The organism is Streptosporangium amethystogenes subsp. fukuiense, assembly GCF_042665875.1.
Taxonomy (GTDB): Bacteria; Actinomycetota; Actinomycetes; order Streptosporangiales; family Streptosporangiaceae; genus Streptosporangium; species Streptosporangium fukuiense.
Genome location: NZ_JBHTEE010000001.1, coordinates 7,509,596 through 7,531,272, shown reverse-complemented (window position 1 = coordinate 7,531,272; position 21,677 = coordinate 7,509,596). Strand labels below are relative to the sequence as shown.

Here is a 21,677-nt window from a genome sequence, read left to right as displayed (position 1 = left end):
CCCTTCCGTCGTCACACACTTTAATACGAAGATCATTTACCAATTTGGAGGAGACATGCTCTCTGTTGAATCGGCGGCGACGGTCCGGGCCACCCTGCCCGCCGTCCATCAGGCCCTGGGGGAGATCACCGGGCGGTTCTACACGACGATGTTCGCCGACAACCCGGACCTGCTGAACAACCTCTTCAACCGGGGCAACCAGGCCAGTGGGGTACAGCGCCAGGCACTGGCCGGGTCGATCGCCGCCTTCGCCACCCTGCTGCTCGACCGGCCCGACGAGCGGCCCGACGCGATGCTCGCCCGCATCGCGCACAAGCACGCCTCGGTCGGGATCACCCCCGACCAGTACCAGATCGTGCACAAGTACCTCCTCGCCGCCATCGTCGACGTGCTCGGCGACGCCGTCACCCCCGAGGTCGCGGCGGCCTGGGACGAGGTCTACTGGCTGATGGCCAACGCGCTGATCGCGCTGGAGGCGCGGCTGCTGCGCGAGCCCGGCGATCCCTGGCTGCGCGCCACGGTCCTGGAGCGGCGGCGCCAGACACCGGACACCGTCTCCTTCACCCTCGCCCCGTCGATCCCGCTCACCTTCGCCCCCGGGCAGTACGTCAGCGTCGGGGTCACCCTGCCCGACGGGGCACGGCAGATCCGGCAGTACAGCCTGTCGTGCGCCCCCGAGCGCGACGACTGGCGGATCACCGTCAGGTGGGTCCGCGGCTCGGGGCCCGACGGCGAGGTCTCCGGGTGGCTGCACGCCAACGTCCAGGCCGGGGACGAGCTCACCATCTCGGCGCCGTACGGCGACCTGACCCTGGCCCCGGGTGACGCCCCGCTGCTGCTCGCCTCCGCCGGGATCGGGATCACCCCCATACTGTCGATGCTCGACCACCTCGTGGCCACCGGCTCCACCCGCCAGGTGGTCGTCGTCCACGCCGACCGGAGCCCCGCCGACCACGCCCACCGCGAGGAGCTCGTCCGGCTGGTCGCCGAGCTCCCCGGCGCGACCCTGCACCGCTGGTACGAGAAGGCGGGCGCGTGCTCCTGCGACCCCGCGCCCCGTATCGGGTACGCCGACCTCTCCGCGATCGACCTGCCCGACGGCCTCGTCGCCTACCTGTGCGGCCCGCTGCCGTTCATGCGCGACGTGCGCGCGGACCTGCTCCACCACGGGGTGCCCGCCCGCGACGTCCACTACGAGGTCTTCGGCCCCGACCTCTGGCTCGGTCAGGACTGAGCACACTCCCGGCCGACGGGGACGCTCGGCGCCGGCGGCCGACAGGGCACGCCGGCGCGGCGACCGGCGGGACACTGCGAATCGAGTTAGCGGCCTTTTCCGCGGTTTCCTTTTCCAGGCGCCGCCTTCTCATATATGGACAACATTGTCCGGGCTCAAAGTTGGCATCGACTTAAAAATGTCTTGGCATCCTCCGGTCAGGCAAGAAGGGGAAGAAATCAGCGTTGACGGCCCCGTCGCGATATAGGCCGTATTCGAGGTCGAGGGATTGACACAAAGGCAGCGCAGGGTGAGATGATGCGTCTCGCCGCTCCGGCCGGAGCAGCGGATACCTCTCCGGAAGCCCTGACGAACAAAACTCCCCGCACGATTCGAAGCCGAACCGCCGGCCATTTCCGGTTGATCGGCACGGCTTCATATCGAGCGTTCGTCGCGAAAATCCCGTACCGCACGACCGTAGAGAAAAGACCCGGCAGGATGACCACACCCCCTGTTTTCACACCGGATTTCTTCCAGAATCCTTATCCCACCTACAGATGGCTCAGAGAGAACCATCCCGTTTTCCGGACGACCATTCCGTTCACCGATGTCGGCGTGTGGCTGGTCAGCAGGTACGAGGACGTCAGGGAGGGTTTCACGGACGCCCGCCTCAGCAGCGACTACCGGAACGCGTCCCCCGCTTTCACCGAGGCCTCGCTGGCCTTCGGCTCAGGGACGGTCGCGGAACGCTCCATGGTCAATCTGGACCCACCGGACCACACGAGGCTGCGGAAGCCGGCGACCGCGGCCTTCAGCGGCCGGAGGGTCGCCCAGTGGGAGGCGGCCATCGAGAAGATGACGGACACCCTCCTGGGCGCCGTGCCGACGGGCGAGCCCGTGGACGTCATGAACCACCTCGCCACCCCGCTCTCGGTCGGGCTGATCTGCGACGTCGTGGGCGCCCCGCCCGGCGACCGCGCGAGGCTGCGGGAATGGGGAGACCTGATGTTCACGGCCGACCCGGCCGAACGTCACCTGGCGCACGGCGCCATCGAGTCCATGCTCGAGTACACCGGCGACCTCATCCTTCGGAAGAAGGACAACCTGGGCGCCGACCTGCTGTCCGATCTGATACGGGCGAGCCGGACCCCCGGGGCGCTCGACGAGGACGAGCTGCTCACCACGGTGTTCGGGATCATCGTGGCCGGATACGAAACGTCCATACGCCTGGTCGGAAGCACCTTCCTGGCCCTGCTGGACCACCCGGAACAGCGTTCACTGCTACGTCGGGATCCCACGCTCATCGATTCCGCGATCGAGGAGGTGCTCAGGTACGACGGTCCCACCGCGTCGCCCATGTGGCGTTTTCCCACCACCGACGTGGAGATCGCGGGGGTCACGATACCGGCGCGTGAGCCGATCCTGCTGCTGGTCGGATCGGCGCACCGGGACCCCGCCCGCTATCCGGCTCCCGACAGTTTCGACATATCGCGGGAGGACAAGCGCCACCTGGCGTTCGGGCACGGAATTCATCGCTGCGTGGGAGCACAGCTGGCACGCCTGGAGGCGAAGATCGTCATCAGCAGGACACTGGACCGGTTTTCCAGGATGTCGCTGGCCGTTCCCCGGGGCGATGTCCTGTTCGCACCGTCTTTGATCATGCGTGGCCCGGCGCGCCTGCCGCTGGTCTTTGAGAACTGATCACCCACGCGAGAAGGCGGACGTGCGTGACCTGGCCCCGGACCCCCGCCTGGAGAAGGTGGAGGTACTCACCTGCTTCATGATGGGCCACGACTTCTGGCCACGAGAGCGGTGCGTGACCTCGCTACGCCGACTGCGCGAGGCGTTCCCCAACGTCCGCAGGTTCCTGCTCGGCGACACCGCGCGGACCACCAACATCCCCGACCGGGACAAACCCGTGTTCACCCTGGCCTTCGAGACCGCCCACGACCTGATGGGCGTCTACCTGCCCACCCTCGCCGAGTGGGAGGACGTGTTCGAAGAGAGCGGCTGGAAGTTCCTAAACGCCCGCGCCGTGCGGGTCCCCGCCGACTCCGTCGTCTACGAACTGGCCTGACCGGGCCGAGATCCGGCCTTTCCAACGAATGCTGAGGAGCTTTAATGATCCGATCCGTGGTTATCGTGGGCGGTGGTACGGCCGGATGGATGACGGCCAGCTACCTGATGGCGGCGTTCGGCGACCGGATCGACGTGACCCTGGTGGAATCGCCCCAGGTCAAACGGATCGGTGTCGGCGAGGCCACCTTCAGCACGGTGCGACACTTCTTCGACTACCTCGGACTCGACGAAGCCGACTGGCTACCCAAATGCGCCGGAGGCTACAAACTCGCCATCCGCTTTGAGAACTGGAGCAAAGCAGGCGAGTACTTCTACCACCCGTTCGAGCGGCTGCGCGTGGTGGACGGATTCTCCATCGCCGACTGGTGGCTCGAACTGGGCGACCGCAGCAAGCCGTTCGACCGCTCCTGCTTCATCACCTCGGCGCTGTGTGAGGCCAAGCGCTCACCGCGGATGCGAGACGGTTCGCTCTTCGCCTCCGAACTGGACGGCCCGCTGGGCCGCTCCACCCTGGCCGAACAGCGAGCCCAGTTCCCCTACGCCTACCACTTCGACGCCGACGAGGTCGCCAGATACCTGGCCGACTTCTCCGTCAAACGCGGCGCCCGCCACATCCTGGACAACGTCCAGCACGTCGCCCAGGACGAACGCGGCTGGATCAGCCACGTGCGCACCGAGGCCCACGGCGAGATCGCCGGTGACCTCTTCATCGACTGCACCGGTTTCCGCGGCATGCTGATCAACCAGACACTCGGCACCGAGTTCCAGTCGTTCGAGGACGTGCTGCCCAACAACCGCGCGGTCGCGCTTCGGGTACCGCGTGAACAGGCCACCGACATGAGCCCCTACACCACGGCGACCGCGATGAGCGCGGGCTGGATGTGGACCATCCCGCTGTTTCGCCGCAACGGCACCGGCTATGTCTACTCCGACCAGTTCATCAGCCCCGAGGAGGCCGAGCGGGAACTGCGCCAGGCCGCCGCGCCCGGCCAAGAAGACCTGCAGGCCAACCACATCCGGATGCGCATCGGCCGCAACCGGGACTCATGGGTCAAGAACTGCGTGGCGATCGGCCTGTCCAGCGCGTTCGTCGAGCCGCTGGAGTCCACCGGCATCTTCTTCATCCAGCACGCCATCGAGCAGCTCGTCAAGCACTTCCCCGACCAGCGATGGGACAGCGAGCAGATCGCGGCCTACAACACCCGGGTCGCGAACGCCGTGGACGGGGTGAAGGAGTTCCTGGTCCTGCACTACAAGTCCGCGCAACGCGACGACACCCCGTACTGGAAGGAGGCCAAGACCCGCGCGATGCCGGCCGGGCTGCGCGAGAAACTCGACCTGGCCCGGTCGCGTCTGCTGGACGAGGAGACCATCTACCCCTACTTCCACGGATTCGAAAGCTACTCCTGGAACGCGATGAACCTCGGTCTGGGCCACCTGCCCCGCACGGCGCCGCCGGCCCTGAAACACCTCGACCCCAGCAACGCCCTGGCCGAGTTCGCCCGGATCAGGTCGCAGGCCGAGGAGATGGTCGCCGCGCTGCCCAGCTGTTACGAGTACCTGGCCGGTATCAATGGCTGACCGCCATCACCTCGTGACGCCGGAGGCCTTCCGCGGCTTCATGAGCTCCTACTTCACCGGTGTCACGATCATCACCTCCATCGACGGCGACGAGCGGCCGCACGGGCTGACCTGCAACTCGCTCACCAGCGTGACGCTCGACCCGCCGACGCTGCTGGTCTGCCTGGACATCCGAAGCGGGACGCTGGCCGCGGTCAGCGGCCGGGGAGAGTTCACGGTGAACCTGCTCGACGAGGGCGCTCAGAGCACGGCGGAACTCTTCGCCTCGCCGAAATCCGACCGCTTCGACCAGGTCACCTGGCGGCGAACCGCGCTCACCGGGCTGCCCTGGCTGATCGAGGACGCCTTCGCGGTGGCCGAGTGCCAGGTGACCGAGACATTGGTCGTGGGCGACCACGCGGTGCTCTTCGGCCGGGTGATGAACGTACAGGCCGGTCCTGGAAACCCACTGCTGTACGGCATGGGGGCGTTCTCGGGCGGGAGGCCGCGGCCGGTGCCGGCCTCCTGACCCACCCGGTGAGCACGACCCCGAGGGGAGTTCGGTCTTGTCGTCTTCGTGTTCCTGCTCGGCTGTGAACTGCGGGCCGACAGGATCGAGCGCCCGCGTATTCGTCCCGGCGGGCGGGCTCAGGGCGGCGTGAAGGTGGCGCGCAGGCCGGCGAGGGTGAACTCGGTGGCCTGGCGTCCGGCTTCCAGCATCTCCTCGGGGGAGGCTCCGTGCCGCATGCTGACGAAGGCGGCGAGCTTGGCCCCGCCGATCACCGCCCCCACGGCCGCCGACGCCTCGGCCAGGTTCAGCTCGTCGGGACACGCCCGGTGCAGGGCCTCGGCGAGCTCCTGCTGGCTGTCGAAGAGGAGCAGCAGGCCGCGCGCCCTGAGCGAGGGGACGGTCAGGATGAGGTGGTTGATGGGCGCTATCTCACGGGCGAGCTGGTCGTCGACGGCGAGCGCGGCGAACCCCGAGGTGATGGCGCGGCTCAGCAGGTCGACCGCCCGGTCTCCGGGACCGCGCTCGGCGATCACCCGCAGGGCGCGGTCGATGCCGTCTCGCGAGTTGTGGAAGACCACGTCCTCCTTGCTCGCGAAGTAGCTGAAGAAGGTGCGGGTCGAGACGTCGGCCGCTGCGGCGATCTCCGAGACGGTCGTCTGCTCGTAGCCCTTCTCGACGAAGAGCTCGATCGCCGCGGCGATGAGTGCGTGCCGGGTGCGCAGCTTCTTGCGCTCACGCAGTCCCAGAACCTCACTCATGCGGACATCTTACTGCACAGCACCATACTCTGCACCTATTGTAATTTTACATTTGATGTAGTTTTCTGGAGGGAGACCAGCCGCATCTCTGCACAGGAGTAACGGATGACAGAGTCCCACGCGGAGGCGATCGCCTTTCCCTTCGGACGCCCCGACCCCTTCACCCCGCCCGAGCGCCTGGCCGCACTGCGCGAGGAGCGGCCCGTCACCCGGATGGCCTACCCCGACGGCCGGGTCGGCTGGCTGGTGACCTCCTACTCCGCGGTGCGGTCGATCCTGGCCGACCCCCGGTTCAGCTCCCGGCGCGAGCTGCTGAACGTCCCGGTGCCCTTCCCGCTGATGCAGGAGATGCGCCGCCCGGCCGACCCCGGCATGTTCATCCGGATGGACCCGCCCGACCACACCCGCTACCGGAGGCTGCTCACCGCGCAGTTCACCGTGCGGCGGATGAAGCAGCTGGAGCCCAGGATCCACGAGATCACCGAGGAGCGGCTGGACGCGATGGAGAAGGCCGGGCCTCCCCAGGACCTGGTCAGGGAGTTCGCGCTGCCCATTCCCTCGCTGGTGATCTGCGAGCTGCTCGGCGTCCCGTACTCCGACCGTGAGGAGTTCCAGCAGGCCACCGCGGTGCTGCTGAACCTGGAGTCCGCCGTCGAGGACATTCGCGCGGCGGTCGCCCGCGTCGCCGCGTTCTTCGCCCGGCTCATCGAGCTCAAGCGGGCCGAGCCCGCCGACGACCTGCTCAGCGGGCTCGTCACCGGTGGTGAGCTGACCGACGAGGAGCTGGGCAACATCGGGTTCCTGCTGCTCGCCGCCGGGCACGAGACGACCGCCAACATGCTCGGGCTCGGCACGTTCGCCCTGCTGCAGCACCCCGAACAGCTCGCCGCGCTGCGCGCCGATCCCTCGTTGGCCGACAACGCGGTCGAGGAGTTGCTGCGCTATCTCAGCATCATCCACATCGGCCCGATCCGCGCCGCCCTGGAGGACGTCGAGGTGGACGGGGAGCTCATCAGGGCGGGTGAGGTGGTGACCCTCTCGGTCCAGGCCGCCAACCGCGATCCCTCGCGTTTCACCGATCCCGACCGGCTGGACATCACCGGCCCCGCGAGTGGGCATCTGACATTCGGGCACGGGTTGCACCAGTGCCTCGGCCAGCAGCTCGCCCGTGTGGAGATGCGCACCGCGTTTCCCATGCTGTTTGATCGGTTCCCCGGTCTACGACTCGCCATACCGGCGCAGGAGGTCCGCATGCGCGACACCATGTCCATCTACGGCGTACGGGAGCTGCCGGTCAGATGGTAGAGAACGCACTGAGGGTGACCACGGACACGGCGCGGTGCATCGGAGCGGGCATGTGCGTGCTCACCGCGCCGGAGGTGTTCGACCAGAGCGAGGACGACGGCACCGTCGTGCTCCTCGACGAGTCGCCGCCGCCCGGGTCGCACGCCGACGTCCGCCGGGCCGAGCGGCTCTGCCCCTCGGGCGCCATCTCGGTGCGGGAGGATCCCGGTACCGCCTGACGTACGGGGGTGCCGGGGTCCCGCACGTCGGAGGACGCGGGATTCCGGCACTTCCCGAGGTACCTCGGTCACCGGCGCGAGCGGGCGACGGCCAGCACGGCGGTGAGGATGGCCTGCGCGTTGGCGGGTACCGGGACGTTCTGGACGAGGACCGTCGGTGTGGCGCTCACCCCGCGCTCGATGGCCGTCTCCGTCACGTGGGCGGCCCAGTCGAGGTAGACGCCCTCGCGCACGCATCCGCCGAACCCCGGATCGGTGATCTCCGCGAGGCGGCCGACCTCGACCAGTTCGTCGTCGGTGAGCCCCGGGCCTCCCTCCGGGGGCTGGTCGGCGAAGAGCGCGTGGGCGTACTCGACGAACCTCCCCCGGTCCGAGGCGCAACCCGACGAGGCGGACGCGCGGGAGGAGTAGCGGTCGGTGGACAGCTCGTCCAGGAAGCCCATGGGGTGGTAGACGAGGCTGACCGCCCCGCCCGCCACCAACCTTGCCAGCGCCGGTCCCGCCGCCTCCTCGAACGCCTTGCAGAACGGGCAGAGGAAGTCGATGTAGACGTCCACGATGACCGGGCCCGAACCCATGGCGACGCCGTCTCCCGCCGTGGAGGCGCCGGCGGGCACCCGGGCCGGCCGGGTGGGCCGATGCGGTCGAGCTGTCATGTGTTCCTCCCCGCGACGCGGAAGAGGGCCGCGGACCCCGCGGGTCCACCCCCTTTCGTGCTCTACCCCGTGACGGACCGCCGGAGCCTACGAACCACCAAAATTCGGACAAATCACCCCGATATGCTCCCCCTCAGACTCGCGGTCCCGGAGCCCGGCGGAAGGAGAAGGGCTGGCTCTCGCGACCGGGGATCACGAACCAGCACTCGCCGGTGCCCTCGCTGTCGAGCAGCTGGACGAACGTCTCGACGACCGCCGAGACCTCCAGGATCGGGAAGCCGAGCTGCTGGAGCGTCTCCCTGCCCTCGCCGAGGATCGCGGTGTCGGCGAACGAGGGGCAGAGCCCCTGCACCCTGATCCCCCGCGGCTGGAGATCCTGGCCGAGCGAGCGGACCAGCCCGACGACGGCGTGCTTGTTGGCGGCGTAGATGGGGTCCGAGGGGATGCCGACGATGCCCGCCATGCTGGCGGTCGCCACGATCGTGCCGCCGCCCGCCGCCAGCAGCGCCGGGATCGCGGCGTGCGCCCCGAAGACGACACCGTCGAGGTTGACCCCCATCGCCAGGCGGTAGCGCCGGATGTCGAAGTCCTCGCCCAGCCCGCAGCCCGAGGTGATGCCCGCGTTGAGGAAGACGAGGTCGAGCCTGCCGTACCGCTCGACCGCGGTCGCCACCGCCGCCTCGTTGTCCTCCGGCCGGGACACGTCGCAGTGGACGTAGGTCGCGTCCAGCTCGTCGGCGAGCTTCTCGCCCGCGGCGTCGTCGATGTCGGCGAGGACGAGGCGGGCCCCGCCCTCGGCCAGCCGCCGGGCCACGCCCGCGCCGATGCCGTTGCCGCCGCCGGTGATCAGGGCGACCCTGCCCTCCAGCCGGTCGCTGCGGACCACGTTGGCCGCCTCCACCGGGCTCTGCCCCCCCAGCCCGCTGAGCAGCCCGGCGCCCGTGTTCCCCGTGTTCTCCGTGGTCAAAGTGGCAGCCCTCCGGTCGCGGCGTTGGTCGAACCCGTGCTCTGGTACGCCGCGATCGTACGCTCGGCGATGCGCATCTGGTGGATCTCGTCGGCACCGTCCGCGAAGCGGGCCCAGCGGGCGTGCTGGAGCATGTTGGCCAGCGGGGTGTCGGTCGAGTAGCCGAGCGCGCCGTGCACCTGGATCGCCCGGTCGACGATCCGGTTGAGGCTGTTGGCCACGAAGTGCTTCGCCATCGAGACCTCGGTACGGAAGTCCTCGCCCTTGTCGATCTTCGAGGCGGCGTGCAGGACCATCAGCTTGCACTGGTAGAGCTCCATCGCCGAGTCGGCGATCAGCCACTGGATGCCCTGCTTCTCGGCCAGCAGCGATCCGTGGCTGTAGCGGTTGAGCGCGCGGTCGACCATCATGTCCAGCGCCGTCTCGGCCTGGGAGATCCAGCGCATGCAGTGCGCCAGCCGCGCCGGGCCCAGGCGGTACTGGCCGAGCCGGTGGCCGTTGCCGCGCCCGCCGAGGATCTGGCTGTCGTGCAGCCGCAGGTCGGTGATGACGATCTCGCTGTGACCGGTGGAGCCGTGCATCGTCTCGACCTCGCGGACGTCGTTCCACCCCTCCTGCGGGAGGTCGACCAGGAAGGCCGTGTTGCCGCCACGCGAGCCCTCGGGCACGTCGAGCTCGGTCTTGGCGATGAGGATGGCGAAGCTCGACCGGCGGGCGTTGGAGATGAACCACTTGTGGCCGTTGATGACCCACTCGTCGCCGTCCCTGACGGCGTGGGTCCGGATGAGCGTGGGGTCGGAGCCGGCCACCTCCGGCTCGGTCATCGCGAAGCATGACATCTGGTGGCCCTTGAGCAGTGGCTTGAGGTACTTCTCCTTCTGCTCGTCGGTCGCCCAGTGCAGCAGCGTGTGCATGTTGCCCTCGTCGGGCGCCGCGCAGTTGAGGACCCAGGGCCCGAGTCGGGTCTTGGCGGCCTCGGACTGCACCATGGCGAGTTCGACGTGGCCGAGGCCCATGCCGCCCCATTCCTTGGGCATGTGCGGCAGCCACAGTCCCTCGGCCCGCGCCTTCTCGCGCAGCTCGAAGATGACCCGGATGTACTCGTCGCGGCTGGTCGCCTTCTCCTCGTCGTCGAAGCCGCTGACGGCCGGGATGACGGTCTCCTGGACGAAGGCCCGTACCCGGCGGCGGATCTCCTCGTGCTCGGGGGCGAGGGTGAAATCAATGGCCATGGGGTCCTCCCCTTACCTTCCGGCCGACAGGTCAGAAGGGGACGCCTTCTATCCTTGCCGTGTGCCGCCACCTTTGAGGCGACTGCTTGATGATTTCAGACAGATGCATTATTACCTTAACGACCGACGGATCCACCGGCAAGACAGGAGCGCGCATGCCCCCCAACCCGGAAGCGACCGGCAGGCGCCTGGTGGCGGCGGCCGAGCGGCTGTTCGCCGAGCGGGGGATCGACGGCGTGTCGCTCCGCGAGATCAACACCGCCGCCGGGCAGCGCAACTCGACGGCGCTCCAGTACCACTTCGGGGATCGGGCGGGGCTGCTGAACGCGGTGCTCGCCAAGCACCATCCCGAGATCGAGGCCCGCCGCCACCAGCTGCTCGACGAGTACGAGTCCAGGGGGAGCCTTCCGGAGGCCGAGGCCCGCCGCGCCCTCGCCGCCGCGCTGGTGCGGCCGATGGCCGCCAAGCTGGCCGACCCCGACGGCGGCCGGTCCTATCTGCAGATCATGGAGCAGCTCGTCCACCGCGGCGACCTGCCCGCCCTGCGGGGCGTGCGGGACGATCCTCGGCAGAGCATCAACCGGTGGCGCGAGCTGGTGGCCCCGCTGCTCTCCGAGGTCGCGCTGCGCCGGTTGCACCAGCGTTTCATGGCCATCCGGGTGACCTACGTGGAACTCGCCCGCCGCGCCGCGGGCCCCGAGGGCAAGGACGACCGGCTCTTCACCAGCCACCTGATCGACGTCGTGTCGGCCGTGTTGGCCACCGAGGTCTCCGCGGAGACCGCCCGCCTGCTGGGAGAGCGCGACAGGCTGCGAGGCGGGGACCGCCCCGAACCCCCCGAAGGCGAACGGTGACCGTCAGGCGCCCGCCTGAGCCGCCTGGAAGGCGCCTCCCGCCGAGTAGGTGACCAGCGTGGTCAGCACCTCCTTGACCGACTCGCGCCTGCGCACGTCACAGAGGATGATCGGGGCCACCCCGTCCAGCCCCAGCGCTCTGCGTATCTTGATCGGGTCGTGCCGCCGCGCGCCGTCGAAGCAGTTGACCGCCACCACGAACGGGAGCCCGCGCTGTTCGAAGTAGTCCACCGCGGGGAAGCAGTCCTGCAGCCGACGGGTGTCGGCGAGCACGACCGCGCCGAGCGCGCCGACGGAGAGCTCGTCCCACATGAACCAGAACCTGTCCTGGCCCGGGGTGCCGAACAGGTAGAGCCAGAGCCCGTCGCGGATGGTGATCCGGCCGAAGTCCAGCGCCACCGTCGTGGTGATCTTCGATTCCACGCCCGCGAGGTCGTCCACGCCGACGCCGCGCTCGCTCAGCAGTTCCTCGGTGTGCAGGGGCCTGATCTCGCTGATCGTACCGACCATGGTCGTCTTGCCGACCCCGAAACCGCCGGCGACAAGGATCTTGATGGCCATCGCCGGGCTGTCGGCCGGGCTCATGCCCGGCTCAGAGGCCGCGTATTCCATGCAGCACTTCCCTGTAGATGCGTTCGTCGATCGTCTTCCCCATCGGCCGGGGCTTGTCGATGGTGACCAGGCCCTCGCGGCGCAGTTCGCTGAGGAGTACGCGGGTGATGTTGAGCGGCAGCTTGAGGTGCGCCGCCACGTCCGCCACGGGGGTCGGCCGACGGCAGGCCGACAGCACGTCGAGATGCTCGGGCATCAACCCGACCGGCTCGAAGGGCATGTCGACGGTCGTGACGATGGCCACCAGGTCGAAGCTCTCCCCGATCGGGCGCGCCCGACCGCCGGTCACCCCGAAGAGCCTGACCAAGGGCCCGGGATCCTCTCCCGTCACGATCTCGCACCGTTCCAGGCGGGTGCCGGGGCAGCTCCCCTCGGCTGGGAGGACAGGTGTTCGCCGACGCGCTTGACCAACAGCGCCATCTCGTAGGTCACCATGCCGAGTTCGGCGTCGCCCGCGGCCAGCACGGCCAGCCGGGCTCCCTGCCCCGCCGCGGTGACGAACAGGAAGCCCCCCTCCATCTCGATGATGGTCTGCCGCACACCGCCGAGGCCGAAGTGCCGCCCGGTGCCCAGCGCGAGGCTGTGACTCCCGGCGGAGATGGCGGACAGGTGCTCGGCGTCCTCCCGGGTCAGCTCCCGGGAGCCGCCCATCGCCAGGCCGTCGGCGGACAGCACGATCGCGTGCCGGATACCGGGGACCCGCTGGGTCAGGTCGTCGAGAAGCCAGCTCAGTTCAGATCTGGGGTCGGGCATCGGAGTGGCCATCCTTTCGCTTCCACACGTCCTGGTCCTGCTCGGCCTGGCTGCGACCCTGCTGCCAGCCTTGTTGCATGGACGACATGAGGTTTGAGAGCTCCTCGGGAGTACGCGCGGGAACGTCGCGCCGCTCGGGTGAGCGTGTCTGGCGGAGCTGGGGGGCCAGGTTGGCCTGCCGCACCCGCACCGGCAACCCGTCCAGGTCATCGTCGATGTCCGGTACGGACACCGCCCGCCGCACGGGTATCGAGGGGGCCGGGGTCTCCTGCCGCTGCTGTGGCGCGGGGAACCATCCCGGCGAGGGCTCGGGGGTGCGCGCCACCGGCAGGTCCTGCGAGCTGTAGAACGCCCCGGGCAGCACCTCGGGTGCCGCGGTCAGCTCCCGCGCCGGCCCGCCCGGATGGGCGCCCACCCGGCGCGCCTGGGGGACGGCATCGGCGGCCAGTGCCTCGCAGGTGGCGAGGAGGCTCTGCGGCAGCAGCACGATCGCGGTGGTGCCGTCGTACGGCGAGGGCCGCAGCACGACCTTGATCCCGTGCCGGGCCGCGAGCCTGGCCACGACGAACAGGCCGAGCCTGTCGCTGTCGGCCAGGTCGAACTCCGGCGGGTCGGCGAGCTTGGCGTTGAGCTCGTCGAGAGTGGCCTGGTTCAGCCCCAGACCCCGGTCCTCGACCTCCAGCGCGAAGCCGTTGGCCGCCACCATGCTCCGTACGTGGACCACCGTGTTCGGCGGCGAGAAGACCGTGGCGTTCTCCACCAGCTCGGCGATCAGGTGGATCACGTCGGTGACCGCGGCGCCCACCAGCAGCGGCGCCTGCGGCATGGGCAGGACCGTGACACGGGTGTAGTCCTCGACCTCGAGCACGGCGCTGCGCACCACGTCGAAGATCGGTACCGGGTCGCGCCACCTGCGGGCCGGGGCCGCCTCGGACAGGATGATCAGGTTCTCCGCGTGCCGCCGCATGCGGGTGGTCAGGTGGTCGAGCTTGAAGAGATCCTCCAGGATCTCCGGCTCCTCGACGCGGCGCTCCATCGTGTCCAGGAGCGTGAGCTGGCGGTGGAGCAGCGCCTGGTTGCGCCAGGCGAGGTTCAGGAAGACCTGGCCTACGCCCTTGCGGAGTGTGGCCTGGCCGACCGCGGCCTCCACCGCGGTGCGCTGCACCGCGGAGAACGCGTGCACGACCCGGTCGACCTCGGCGGTGTTGGCGCGGTCCAATTCGGGGGCCTCGGTCGCCGGGTCCACGTCCTCGCCCTTGCGCAGCCGCTCGACCAGCCGCGGCAGCCGCTCTTCCGCCAGCTCCACGGCCGAGGCCTGGAGGCGCTTCAGCTCATCGATCAGGGAGCGGCCGAACCGGTAGGAGAACACGATCGAGACGACGATCGCGAGCAGGCCCAGGCCCAGGACCAGTCCGACGCGCAGGAAGGCCGAACTCCTGAGCTCGCCGCCCTTGATCGTGGCGCGGGCCAGTTCCTCCTGGGTGTGCTGGTTGACCGTGCTCAGCACCGTCCCGGAGTCCCGCTTCCACTCGGCGGCGTCCAGCGGCGGCTTCCCCTTCAGGTCCCATGCGAAGATCTTGTTCTCGGCGGCCAGCAGCCGCTGGTGGGCGGCGTCCCCGGCGACCTGCTGGTAGCGCGCCTGCAGTTCGGGGCCCATGTCCCGCTCCGCGTTGGTCAGGTAGTTCCTTCGGCTGGTCATCGCCGCGACGAAGGCCACCTGCTCGGCGTGCGTCATCCTGCCGTGCTTCAGCACGGGGGCGAGTATGGCCTGTTCCCTGCCCAGGTACTCGGCGGTGGTGCTGTAGGCGCTCATGCCGCGGATGATCCGGAAGGAGGACACATCGGCGAGCTCCGTCGAGTCGCCGAACTGCTTGTTGGCGGCGCTGATGAAGGCGTTGTAGGCGTCGGTCACCTGGATCGCGCTCATCGAGCCGTTGTCGGCGGAGGCGCGCACCAGAACGAGCCCGTCCATGGCCGACTTCAGGGCCCGCATGTCGGTCGGGGCGTTCTCCGGCTCGTAGCCCTCGGCGGACGAGATCGCCTGGCGTACCAGATCCACCGTGCGGTTGGTGGCTCTCCGCTGTTCGGAGAGCGGCTTGTGCTGTGCGGTGGCCCCGGCCGCGTCGGCGGAGAGCTGGCGCTCGCGCTGGATCTCGACGATCATCTCCCGGATCGGCGCCCCGGTCACCTGCCAGCGGGTCTGCGTCTGGGAGATGCCGGCGATCTGCGAGACCGCCGTGTAGGCGATGACCGTCCAGAGGGCGATCAGCGAGAGCACAGGAATGACGAGGATCCTAAGGATCTTCGAGCGGATCGGAGGGGGGGAACTCATTCTTCTTGTCCAATCCGCGGTTCCTGCGCGTAGCCGACAGCCGCCGGGCTCGGAGAGCCCGGCGGTCGCACGCCGCGACTGGTGCGTGTGTGATTCGAAACACTATGCCCATGGGACATATGTGGCTTCAAGCCGCAGAGCGAAGAATGAATCTGAATGTTCGCGACAGGTCACCAGACTTCGCACCTGCGAGGACCCGGACTCCAGACGATCATGCAGCTCAGCGCGGGTGTGGGCGCGCGAAACCACCGTCTCCGCAGGCACGGATCGAGAGCATTCCGTTACCGCCCGCCGACGCCCGAGCAGCCGGTGGCGGAGCATCGCCCCTGACGTCCGGTCGCCGAGCGCGACGTCGGTGGACACCCGAGAATCAGACGGCCGGATCCCGCGTGCCGAGGTGCCCGACGCCTTGCGGGCCCTCATGGGGGGCGACATGGGGGGTGACCGGAGGCGGCTCCGGGGAACCACCCGCCTGGTTCCGCGGGGCGTCCGGCGAGAAGCCCTCGCGCGCCGCCTCGGAGCGGGCGCGGCGGGCGGCCAGGTCGACCACGGTGCCCGCGGTGCCGGTGGCGGTGAGCGCCGCCGCGAAGAGGATCAGCTGGTTAAGGATCTTGAGGAAGACCAGCATCCCGACGGCTCCGGCGACCACCTGGTAGGCGGGATTGCCCACCGTCATCTCCAGATAGAACTGCCCCAGGGACTTGAGGGCCTCCAGACCGGCGGTGATGAGCAGCGCGGGCCCGAGGACCCGGCGCGGCGGCAGTCTCAGCCGGGGCGGGCCGCAGAGCAGGGCGACCGCCAGCAGGGTGTTGACGGCCAGGCCGAGCACGAACGCGGCGGCCGACAGCAGCCACCGCGACAGTGTGTCGTCGACGCCCACCGTGTGCGCGAACATCCAGTTCAGCACCGTCTCCGCGACGAAGGCCACCGCGAGCGAGGCCGACAGCAGCAACCCGAGGCCCGCCATCACTCCCAGGTCGATGATGTGGCGCAGCACGGGACGGCCCGGATACTCCTCGATCCGCCAGGTGGCCCTGATCGCCGAGCGCAGGGCGTCCATCCAGAACAGGCCGGTGATGGGCAGGCCGACGAAGGCGATCGCGCCGGCCGTGCTCCTGGCGTCCTGCAGCGCCTGCACGTCCAGCCGGGGGAAGTTCTCCGAGAGGTAGCCCTGCACCGTACGCACCACCTCCGGGTCGTCGAGGACCTGGCCGATGATGGCGAACCCGAGCAGCCCCAGCGCGAACACGGCGAAGAACGAGTAGTAGGTGAGCGCCGCCGACAGCCGTCCGGCGTCCACCTCGTCGTAGCGCACCCCGGCACGCACCAGATGGTCCAGCCAGCCGTGACGGTGGCGGGCACGCGTCCACGCCTCGGAGATCCGCGCGGTGAAGCCCGTGACCGTCATGCCACGGCCTCTACCCCCGCGCCGCCCGTCTAGCCCCTTCCCGATCATGTCCTCTCCGGGCCCACCTCCCGGATCGTCCTTCCGGAGAGCCGGTCTCGTCCCGGGAACGCCGCCGTCTCGCCCTCAGCCGTCGCAGGCCCTGCGGGCGAGGATCGAGTGGATCTCGAAGGAGGGCGCGCTGAACCCCGGAGCGGACATGACCTCGCGGACCTCCCGGAGTCGCCGTACGGTCATCCCCGCCTCCACCAGGCGCTCCTCCAGGTGGTGACTGTTGCTGATCAGCAGGCCGAGCCCGGCGGAGCCGCGCTCCCACACCTCGGTCCAGCGCACCGGGTCGACATCGACCAGGCCCGCCCCGGCCATCTCCCGCGCGGCGGAACCGCCCCAGGTCGGATCGCTGCCCGCGGCGCCCAGCACCCGGGTCATCGCGGCGATGTAGGCCCCGTACAGCTCGCCCTCCCGCCCGCCGAGGGTGGGCGGCGCCACCCAGCGGGTGATGTCGATCTCGTCGATCTGCAGCCAGCCGCCGGGCCGCAGCGCGGCGCGCAGGCGCCGCAGGACCTGGCGGCGCTGGGGCAGGTGGCTGAGCACGAGCCGGGCGTGGATCAGGTCGAACGCGTCCACCGGCAGCGGGTCGGCGACGATGTCGTGGCGGGCGACGGTCAGCCCCGGCCTGGACGGGATCAGGCCGGGTTTGATGTCGGTCGCCAGCACGCGCCCGCCGGGCGCCACCCGCTCGGCCAGCCAGAGCGCCACGCTGCCCCCGCCGGCCCCGACCTCCAGGCAGTTCCAGCCGGCTTCGACGCCGGTCAGCGCGAGGCGCTCGAAGGTCAGCGGGTCAAGGAGCTGGGCGAGGTAGCGGTGCTGGTCGGACGAGTGATCCCCGTCGTTGTCGAACACGTAGTCAGACGCGGTCGCCGAGTTCTGCCCGGGCATGTGGGAACCTTCCGAAAGTGGGTGACCTCCGTCGCATGGTAAGCGGCGCACCACGGAAAGTGACAGGCTTTCGGCGAGACGTACCCCCTATCCCTAAAGAACGTATCCCCCGCGCCACATCATGTCCGGACATGAGCCTTTTGCTGGGCGAACAAGCGGCGGTCCAGCCGCCGAGCGGCACACCGCGAGGCCGGTCAGGCCCCTCCCCGGGGAATGACACGGCGAAATGCGGTGAGGTACACCGGTGACGCCATACACGAGGGGGCACCATGGCGACCGTCGCCGAGCAGTTCATCGAGGTTCTCCGCCAGGCCGGGGTGGAACGAATCTACGGGGTGGTGGGCGACAGCCTGAACCCGGTGGTCGACGCGGTCAGGAAGTCCGGCCACGTCGAGTGGGTCCACGTGCGCAACGAGGAGGCGGGGGCGTTCGCCGCCGCGGCCGAGGCACAGGTCACCGGGCGCCTGGCGGCCTGCGCGGGGAGCTGCGGCCCCGGCAACACCCACCTGATCCAGGGGCTCTACGACGCCCATCGCAGCGGCGCCCCCGTGCTCGCGCTGGCCTCGCACATCCCCTCCACTCAGATCGGCACCGGCTTCTTCCAGGAGACCCATCCGGGACGCCTGTTCGTGGATTGCAGCCACTTCTGCGAGACGATCAGCACGCCGGAGCAGATGCCCCGGGTGCTGCGCACCGCCGTCCAGCAGGCGATCGGCCTCGGCGGCGTCTCGGTGCTGGTGCTCCCCGGTGACGTGGCGAGCATGTCCACCGCCCACGCCACCGGGAGACACGACTTCCTGACCAGGACCGGCACGGTCGTGCCGCCCGCCGACCAGGTGGCCGGGCTGGCCGAGGCGCTGAACCGCGCCGAGAAGGTGATGCTGTTCTGCGGTGCCGGGACGCGCCACGCCCGCGAGGAGGTCATGGGACTGGCCGGGCGCACCCTGGCACCGGTCGGGCACGCGCTGCGCGGCAAGGAGTGGATCCAGTACGACAACCCCTACGACGTGGGAATGAGCGGGCTGCTCGGCTACGGCGCCTGCTACGACGCGATGCGCGAGGCGGACCTGGTGGTACTGGCGGGGACCGACTTCCCCTACGACGACTTCCTGCCGGGGGCGCGCACGGTCCAGATCGACCACGACCCGGCACGGCTGGGCCGCAGGACCCCGCTGGAGCTGGCCGTACACGGCGATGTCGGCGCGACGATCCGCGCGGTGCTGCCGCACGTCACGCAGAAGACGGACCGCCGCCAGCTCGACAGGATGCTGGCCAGGCATCTGAAGGCGCTGGAGAACGTCGTGGAGGCCTACACGCACGACATCGAGCACCACCGCCCGATCCACCCCGAGTACGTCGCGAACCTGATGGACGAGCTCGCCGCCGACGACGCGGTGTTCACGGTGGACACCGGGATGTGCAACGTCTGGGCCGCCCGCTATCTCAGTCCCAACGGCCGCCGCCGCATCATCGGCTCGTTCGTGCACGGGAGCATGGCCAACGCGCTCCCGCACGCCATCGGCGCCCAGTTCACCGACCGCGGGCGGCAGGTCGTCTCGCTGTCGGGGGACGGCGGGCTCGGCATGCTCCTCGGAGAGCTGCTCACGGTCCGGCTGCACGACCTGCCGGTGAAGACCGTGGTGTTCAACAACTCCTCGCTCGGCATGGTGAAGCTGGAGATGCTGGTGGACGGACTTCCCGACTTCGGCACCGACCACGCTCCCGTCGACTACGCGGCGATCGCCGCCGCGGCCGGCATCGGGTCGTTGCGGGTGGAGGACCCCGCGAACGTACGTGAGGCCCTGACCACCGCCTTCGCGACCCCCGGCCCCTTCCTGCTGGACGTGGTCACCGACCCCGACGTGCTGGCCATGCCGCCGCGCATCACCACGGGGCAGGTGAAGGGGTTCGCCCTGGCCGCGGGCAAGATCGTGCTCACCGGCGGGGTCGGGCGCATGGTCGACATGGCGAAGGCGAATCTGCGGAGCATCCCGCGCCCCTGAGCCGGGCGGCGCCCGAGCCGGCTCCGCTCAGGGGGCGTCCTTGGGCCGGGCGGCGAGGACCCGGCCCAGGAGGTCCGTGAGGTTCCCGCGCTCATCGGCCCCCAGGCAGGAGAACCACTCCTGTTCCCTGCTCGTCTGCTCGGCGAAGATCTCACGGACCGCCGCCTCGCCCGCCGGGGTGAGGCCGACCACCACGGCCCGCCTGTCCTCGGGGAGCGGGCGGCGCTCGACCAGGCCGTCCCGCTCAAGGGTGTTGACGGCGTTGGTCACCGCGGAGCGGGAGGTGGCCGAGATCTCCGCCAGCCTGGCGGGCTGGGTGGGGCCGAGCAGCCAGAGTTTGAACATCAGGCGGAAGCCGGGAAGGGTCCAGCCGCGCGGGCGGTGGATCCGCGTCTCCAGGTCCGTGACGAGCAGGTAGGCCAGCTGGAGCAGGTTGTAGGCCAGCGCGAAGGCCTCGGCGTCGGCCGGGGGCGGCATGGCCGCCAGGCGCTCACGCGCGTAGGCGGCGTACCGAAGGTCTGCTCTGTCCATCGGCCAAGTCTTGCGCAACGAGAGGTCCGTCGTGAATATTGTTACGGCCATAACAATCCCCGGGAGGCAGCTGTGCGGGTGGTCATCGCCGGAGGCGGCATCGGCGGGCTGGCGACGGCGCTCAGCCTGCACGCCGCCGGCTTCGAGGACGTGGTCGTGTGCGAGGCCGCCGGGGAGATCCGCCCGCTGGGGGTGGGCATCAACCTGCTGCCGCACGCCGTGCGCGAGCTCACCGAGCTCGGCCTCGCGGAGCGGCTGGCCGAGATCGGGGTGGCCACCGGGGAACTGGCCTACTTCAACCGGTACGGCAGGCCGATCTGGTCGGAGCCCAGGGGCCTGGGCGCGGGATACGGCTGGCCGCAGTACTCGGTCCACCGCGGACGCCTGCAGATGCTCCTGCTGGAGGCCGTGACCGAGCGCCTCGGCGCGCAGGCCGTGCGGACCGGCAGCCGCGTCGTCTCCACCGGCCCGCGCCCTGGATCCGGCGCGGACGGCCTGCGGATCGGGACGGGCGACCTGCGGATCGAGGCGGACGACCTGCTCGTCGGAGCGGACGGCATCCACTCGGCGGTCCGGGCGCACCTGTTCCCCGGCGAGGGACCGCCGCCCTGGAACGGGCTGGTCCTGTGGCGCGGCACGACCTACGGCGAGCCGTTCCTGACCGGGCGGTCCATGATCATGGCCGGGGACGGCACACGGAAGTTCGTGGCCTACCCGATCGAGACGGGCGAGCGGACACTGATCAACTGGATCGCCGAACGCCCGCTGGACGGCGAGGCCCCGGCCCGGGGCGACTGGAACCGCCCGGCGGACCCGCGGAGGATCGTCGAGCACTTCGCGGACTGGCGGTTCGACTGGCTGGACGTGCCCGGGATCATCTCCGGCGCCGAGGCGGCGTACGAGTACCCGATGGTCGACCGCGACCCGCTGCCGTACTGGACGTCGGGCAACGTGACCCTGCTGGGCGACGCCGCCCACGCCATGTACCCGATCGGCTCCAACGGCGCCTCCCAGGCGATCATCGATGCCCGGGTGCTCGCCCACTCCCTCGCGCACGGCGACCTCGCCGCCTACGAGACGGCCCGCCGCCCGGTGACCACCGCGCTGCAGCTGTCCAACCGGCGGATGGGCCCCGAGGTGGTGATGAAGCTCGCCCACGAGCGTGCCCCGGACGGCTTCGACGACATCGAGCGGGTCGTCCCCCTCGCCGAGCGGGCCGAGATCGCCGCGTCGTACAAGCGCACGGCGGGCTTCGACCCGGTGTCACTGAACGAGCGCCCGTCCTGGAGCGTGACGCGGTGAACCTCGAACCGCTCGCCGCGTTCCACGTGGAACTCGACCCGATCATCGACCTCGGCGACTCCCCGTGGGGCAGGCGCCGGGTGATCAACATCGTGGGCGGATCGTTCGAGGGGCCGCGCCTGTCGGGAACCGTGCTGCCCGGCGGCGCCGACTGGCAGGTCCTGCACGCCGACGGCATGGCCAGCGTCGACACTCGCTACACGCTGCGCACCCACGACGGCGCGCACCTGTTCATCTCCACCAGCGGGGTGCGGCACGGCCCTCCCTCCGTCCTGGAACGCCTGTCTCTGGGCGAGCCCGTCGACCCCGGTGAGTACTACTTCCGGCTGTTCTGCCGCTTCGAGACCGGCGACGAGCGTTACCTGTGGCTCAACCGCACCCTGGCCGTGGCCTCGGCGGCCCGCACCGCCGACGCCGTCCGCTACGACGCCTACACCCTGACCTGAG

At 69.9% G+C, this 21,677-nt stretch carries 22 protein-coding genes; 11 read left to right on the top strand and 11 right to left on the bottom strand.

Annotation, left to right across the window (positions count from 1 at the left end):
• Positions 1–55: 55 nt before the first annotated feature.
• The 5 genes from ACFQVD_RS33460 to ACFQVD_RS33440 all read left to right on the top strand — a co-directional run bounded on the left by ACFQVD_RS33460 (position 56) and on the right by ACFQVD_RS33440 (position 5,381).
• Positions 56–1,234, top strand: a complete 1,179-nt coding sequence (locus tag ACFQVD_RS33460; protein WP_343962355.1) for a globin domain-containing protein — start codon at positions 56–58, stop codon at positions 1,232–1,234.
• Positions 1,235–1,828: 594 nt separating this feature from the next.
• Positions 1,829–2,914, top strand: coding sequence for a cytochrome P450 family protein (locus ACFQVD_RS33455; RefSeq protein WP_343962353.1), 1,086 nt, complete (start codon positions 1,829–1,831; stop codon positions 2,912–2,914).
• A gap of 22 nt (positions 2,915–2,936) precedes the next feature.
• Positions 2,937–3,290, top strand: coding sequence for a hypothetical protein (locus tag ACFQVD_RS33450; RefSeq protein ID WP_343962351.1), 354 nt, complete (start codon positions 2,937–2,939; stop codon positions 3,288–3,290).
• A gap of 44 nt (positions 3,291–3,334) precedes the next feature.
• The gene (locus ACFQVD_RS33445; RefSeq protein ID WP_343962348.1) at positions 3,335–4,873 is read left to right on the top strand and encodes a tryptophan halogenase family protein; all 1,539 of its coding nucleotides are present in this window, start codon (positions 3,335–3,337) and stop codon (positions 4,871–4,873) included.
• A gap of 13 nt (positions 4,874–4,886) precedes the next feature.
• Complete coding sequence (locus tag ACFQVD_RS33440; RefSeq protein WP_343962346.1) at positions 4,887–5,381, top strand: flavin reductase family protein; 495 nt, start codon at positions 4,887–4,889, stop codon at positions 5,379–5,381.
• Between the two features lie 119 nt (positions 5,382–5,500).
• Here the strand turns inward: ACFQVD_RS33440 and ACFQVD_RS33435 are convergent, their stop codons facing one another.
• Entirely contained in the window at positions 5,501–6,121 is a 621-nt protein-coding gene (locus ACFQVD_RS33435; RefSeq protein WP_343962344.1) for a TetR/AcrR family transcriptional regulator, read from the bottom strand.
• 105 nt (positions 6,122–6,226) lie between these two features.
• On the opposite strand from ACFQVD_RS33435, the gene ACFQVD_RS33430 reads away from it, so the two are divergent.
• On the top strand, positions 6,227–7,426 hold the full coding sequence (locus tag ACFQVD_RS33430) for a cytochrome P450 (protein ID WP_343962341.1): 1,200 nt from the start codon (positions 6,227–6,229) through the stop codon (positions 7,424–7,426).
• Complete coding sequence (locus ACFQVD_RS33425) at positions 7,420–7,644, top strand: ferredoxin (RefSeq protein ID WP_386273015.1); 225 nt, start codon at positions 7,420–7,422, stop codon at positions 7,642–7,644. The genes ACFQVD_RS33430 and ACFQVD_RS33425 overlap by 7 nt, the downstream gene beginning before the upstream one ends.
• A gap of 68 nt (positions 7,645–7,712) precedes the next feature.
• Here ACFQVD_RS33425 and ACFQVD_RS33420 read toward each other — a convergent pair whose 3' ends face one another.
• From ACFQVD_RS33420 to ACFQVD_RS33410, 3 genes are all read right to left on the bottom strand, one after another.
• Entirely contained in the window at positions 7,713–8,300 is a 588-nt protein-coding gene (locus ACFQVD_RS33420) for a DsbA family protein (protein WP_343962339.1), read from the bottom strand.
• A 133-nt stretch (positions 8,301–8,433) separates the two neighbouring features.
• The gene (locus ACFQVD_RS33415) at positions 8,434–9,267 is read right to left on the bottom strand and encodes an SDR family NAD(P)-dependent oxidoreductase (RefSeq protein WP_343962337.1); all 834 of its coding nucleotides are present in this window, start codon (positions 9,265–9,267) and stop codon (positions 8,434–8,436) included.
• Positions 9,264–10,499, bottom strand: coding sequence for an acyl-CoA dehydrogenase family protein (locus tag ACFQVD_RS33410; protein WP_343962335.1), 1,236 nt, complete (start codon positions 10,497–10,499; stop codon positions 9,264–9,266). The genes ACFQVD_RS33415 and ACFQVD_RS33410 overlap by 4 nt, the downstream gene beginning before the upstream one ends.
• Positions 10,500–10,654: 155 nt before the next feature.
• On the opposite strand from ACFQVD_RS33410, the gene ACFQVD_RS33405 reads away from it, so the two are divergent.
• Complete coding sequence (locus ACFQVD_RS33405) at positions 10,655–11,353, top strand: TetR/AcrR family transcriptional regulator (protein ID WP_343962333.1); 699 nt, start codon at positions 10,655–10,657, stop codon at positions 11,351–11,353.
• A 3-nt stretch (positions 11,354–11,356) separates the two neighbouring features.
• On the opposite strand, the gene ACFQVD_RS33400 is transcribed toward ACFQVD_RS33405, so the two are convergent.
• The 6 genes from ACFQVD_RS33400 to ACFQVD_RS33375 form a co-directional block, all read right to left on the bottom strand.
• Positions 11,357–11,965, bottom strand: a complete 609-nt coding sequence (locus ACFQVD_RS33400; RefSeq protein WP_343962331.1) for a GTP-binding protein — start codon at positions 11,963–11,965, stop codon at positions 11,357–11,359.
• Complete coding sequence (locus ACFQVD_RS33395; protein ID WP_364155492.1) at positions 11,946–12,272, bottom strand: DUF742 domain-containing protein; 327 nt, start codon at positions 12,270–12,272, stop codon at positions 11,946–11,948. Before ACFQVD_RS33395 ends, ACFQVD_RS33400 begins: the two co-directional genes overlap by 20 nt.
• A gap of 20 nt (positions 12,273–12,292) precedes the next feature.
• Positions 12,293–12,718 (bottom strand): roadblock/LC7 domain-containing protein, encoded by a 426-nt coding sequence (locus ACFQVD_RS33390; protein WP_030905472.1) that lies wholly within the window; start codon positions 12,716–12,718, stop codon positions 12,293–12,295.
• The gene (locus ACFQVD_RS33385; protein ID WP_343962326.1) at positions 12,699–15,050 is read right to left on the bottom strand and encodes a sensor histidine kinase; all 2,352 of its coding nucleotides are present in this window, start codon (positions 15,048–15,050) and stop codon (positions 12,699–12,701) included. Before ACFQVD_RS33385 ends, ACFQVD_RS33390 begins: the two co-directional genes overlap by 20 nt.
• A 370-nt stretch (positions 15,051–15,420) precedes the next feature.
• Positions 15,421–16,458 (bottom strand): YihY/virulence factor BrkB family protein, encoded by a 1,038-nt coding sequence (locus ACFQVD_RS33380; protein ID WP_343962324.1) that lies wholly within the window; start codon positions 16,456–16,458, stop codon positions 15,421–15,423.
• 123 nt (positions 16,459–16,581) lie between these two features.
• On the bottom strand, positions 16,582–17,394 hold the full coding sequence (locus tag ACFQVD_RS33375; RefSeq protein WP_343962322.1) for a class I SAM-dependent methyltransferase: 813 nt from the start codon (positions 17,392–17,394) through the stop codon (positions 16,582–16,584).
• Between the two features lie 269 nt (positions 17,395–17,663).
• On the opposite strand from ACFQVD_RS33375, the gene ACFQVD_RS33370 reads away from it, so the two are divergent.
• A complete protein-coding gene (locus ACFQVD_RS33370; protein WP_343962319.1) occupies positions 17,664–19,397 on the top strand; it encodes a pyruvate dehydrogenase in 1,734 nt (577 codons plus the stop codon).
• 27 nt (positions 19,398–19,424) lie between these two features.
• Here ACFQVD_RS33370 and ACFQVD_RS33365 read toward each other — a convergent pair whose 3' ends face one another.
• Positions 19,425–19,928: a MarR family winged helix-turn-helix transcriptional regulator gene (locus ACFQVD_RS33365; protein ID WP_343962316.1), complete on the bottom strand. Its 504-nt coding sequence runs from the start codon at positions 19,926–19,928 to the stop codon at positions 19,425–19,427.
• Positions 19,929–20,000: 72 nt separating this feature from the next.
• On the opposite strand from ACFQVD_RS33365, the gene ACFQVD_RS33360 reads away from it, so the two are divergent.
• Positions 20,001–21,230: a flavin-dependent oxidoreductase gene (locus ACFQVD_RS33360; protein ID WP_343962314.1), complete on the top strand. Its 1,230-nt coding sequence runs from the start codon at positions 20,001–20,003 to the stop codon at positions 21,228–21,230.
• Complete coding sequence (locus ACFQVD_RS33355) at positions 21,227–21,676, top strand: DUF3237 domain-containing protein (RefSeq protein ID WP_343962312.1); 450 nt, start codon at positions 21,227–21,229, stop codon at positions 21,674–21,676. The genes ACFQVD_RS33360 and ACFQVD_RS33355 overlap by 4 nt, the downstream gene beginning before the upstream one ends.
• Position 21,677 lies beyond the last annotated feature (1 nt).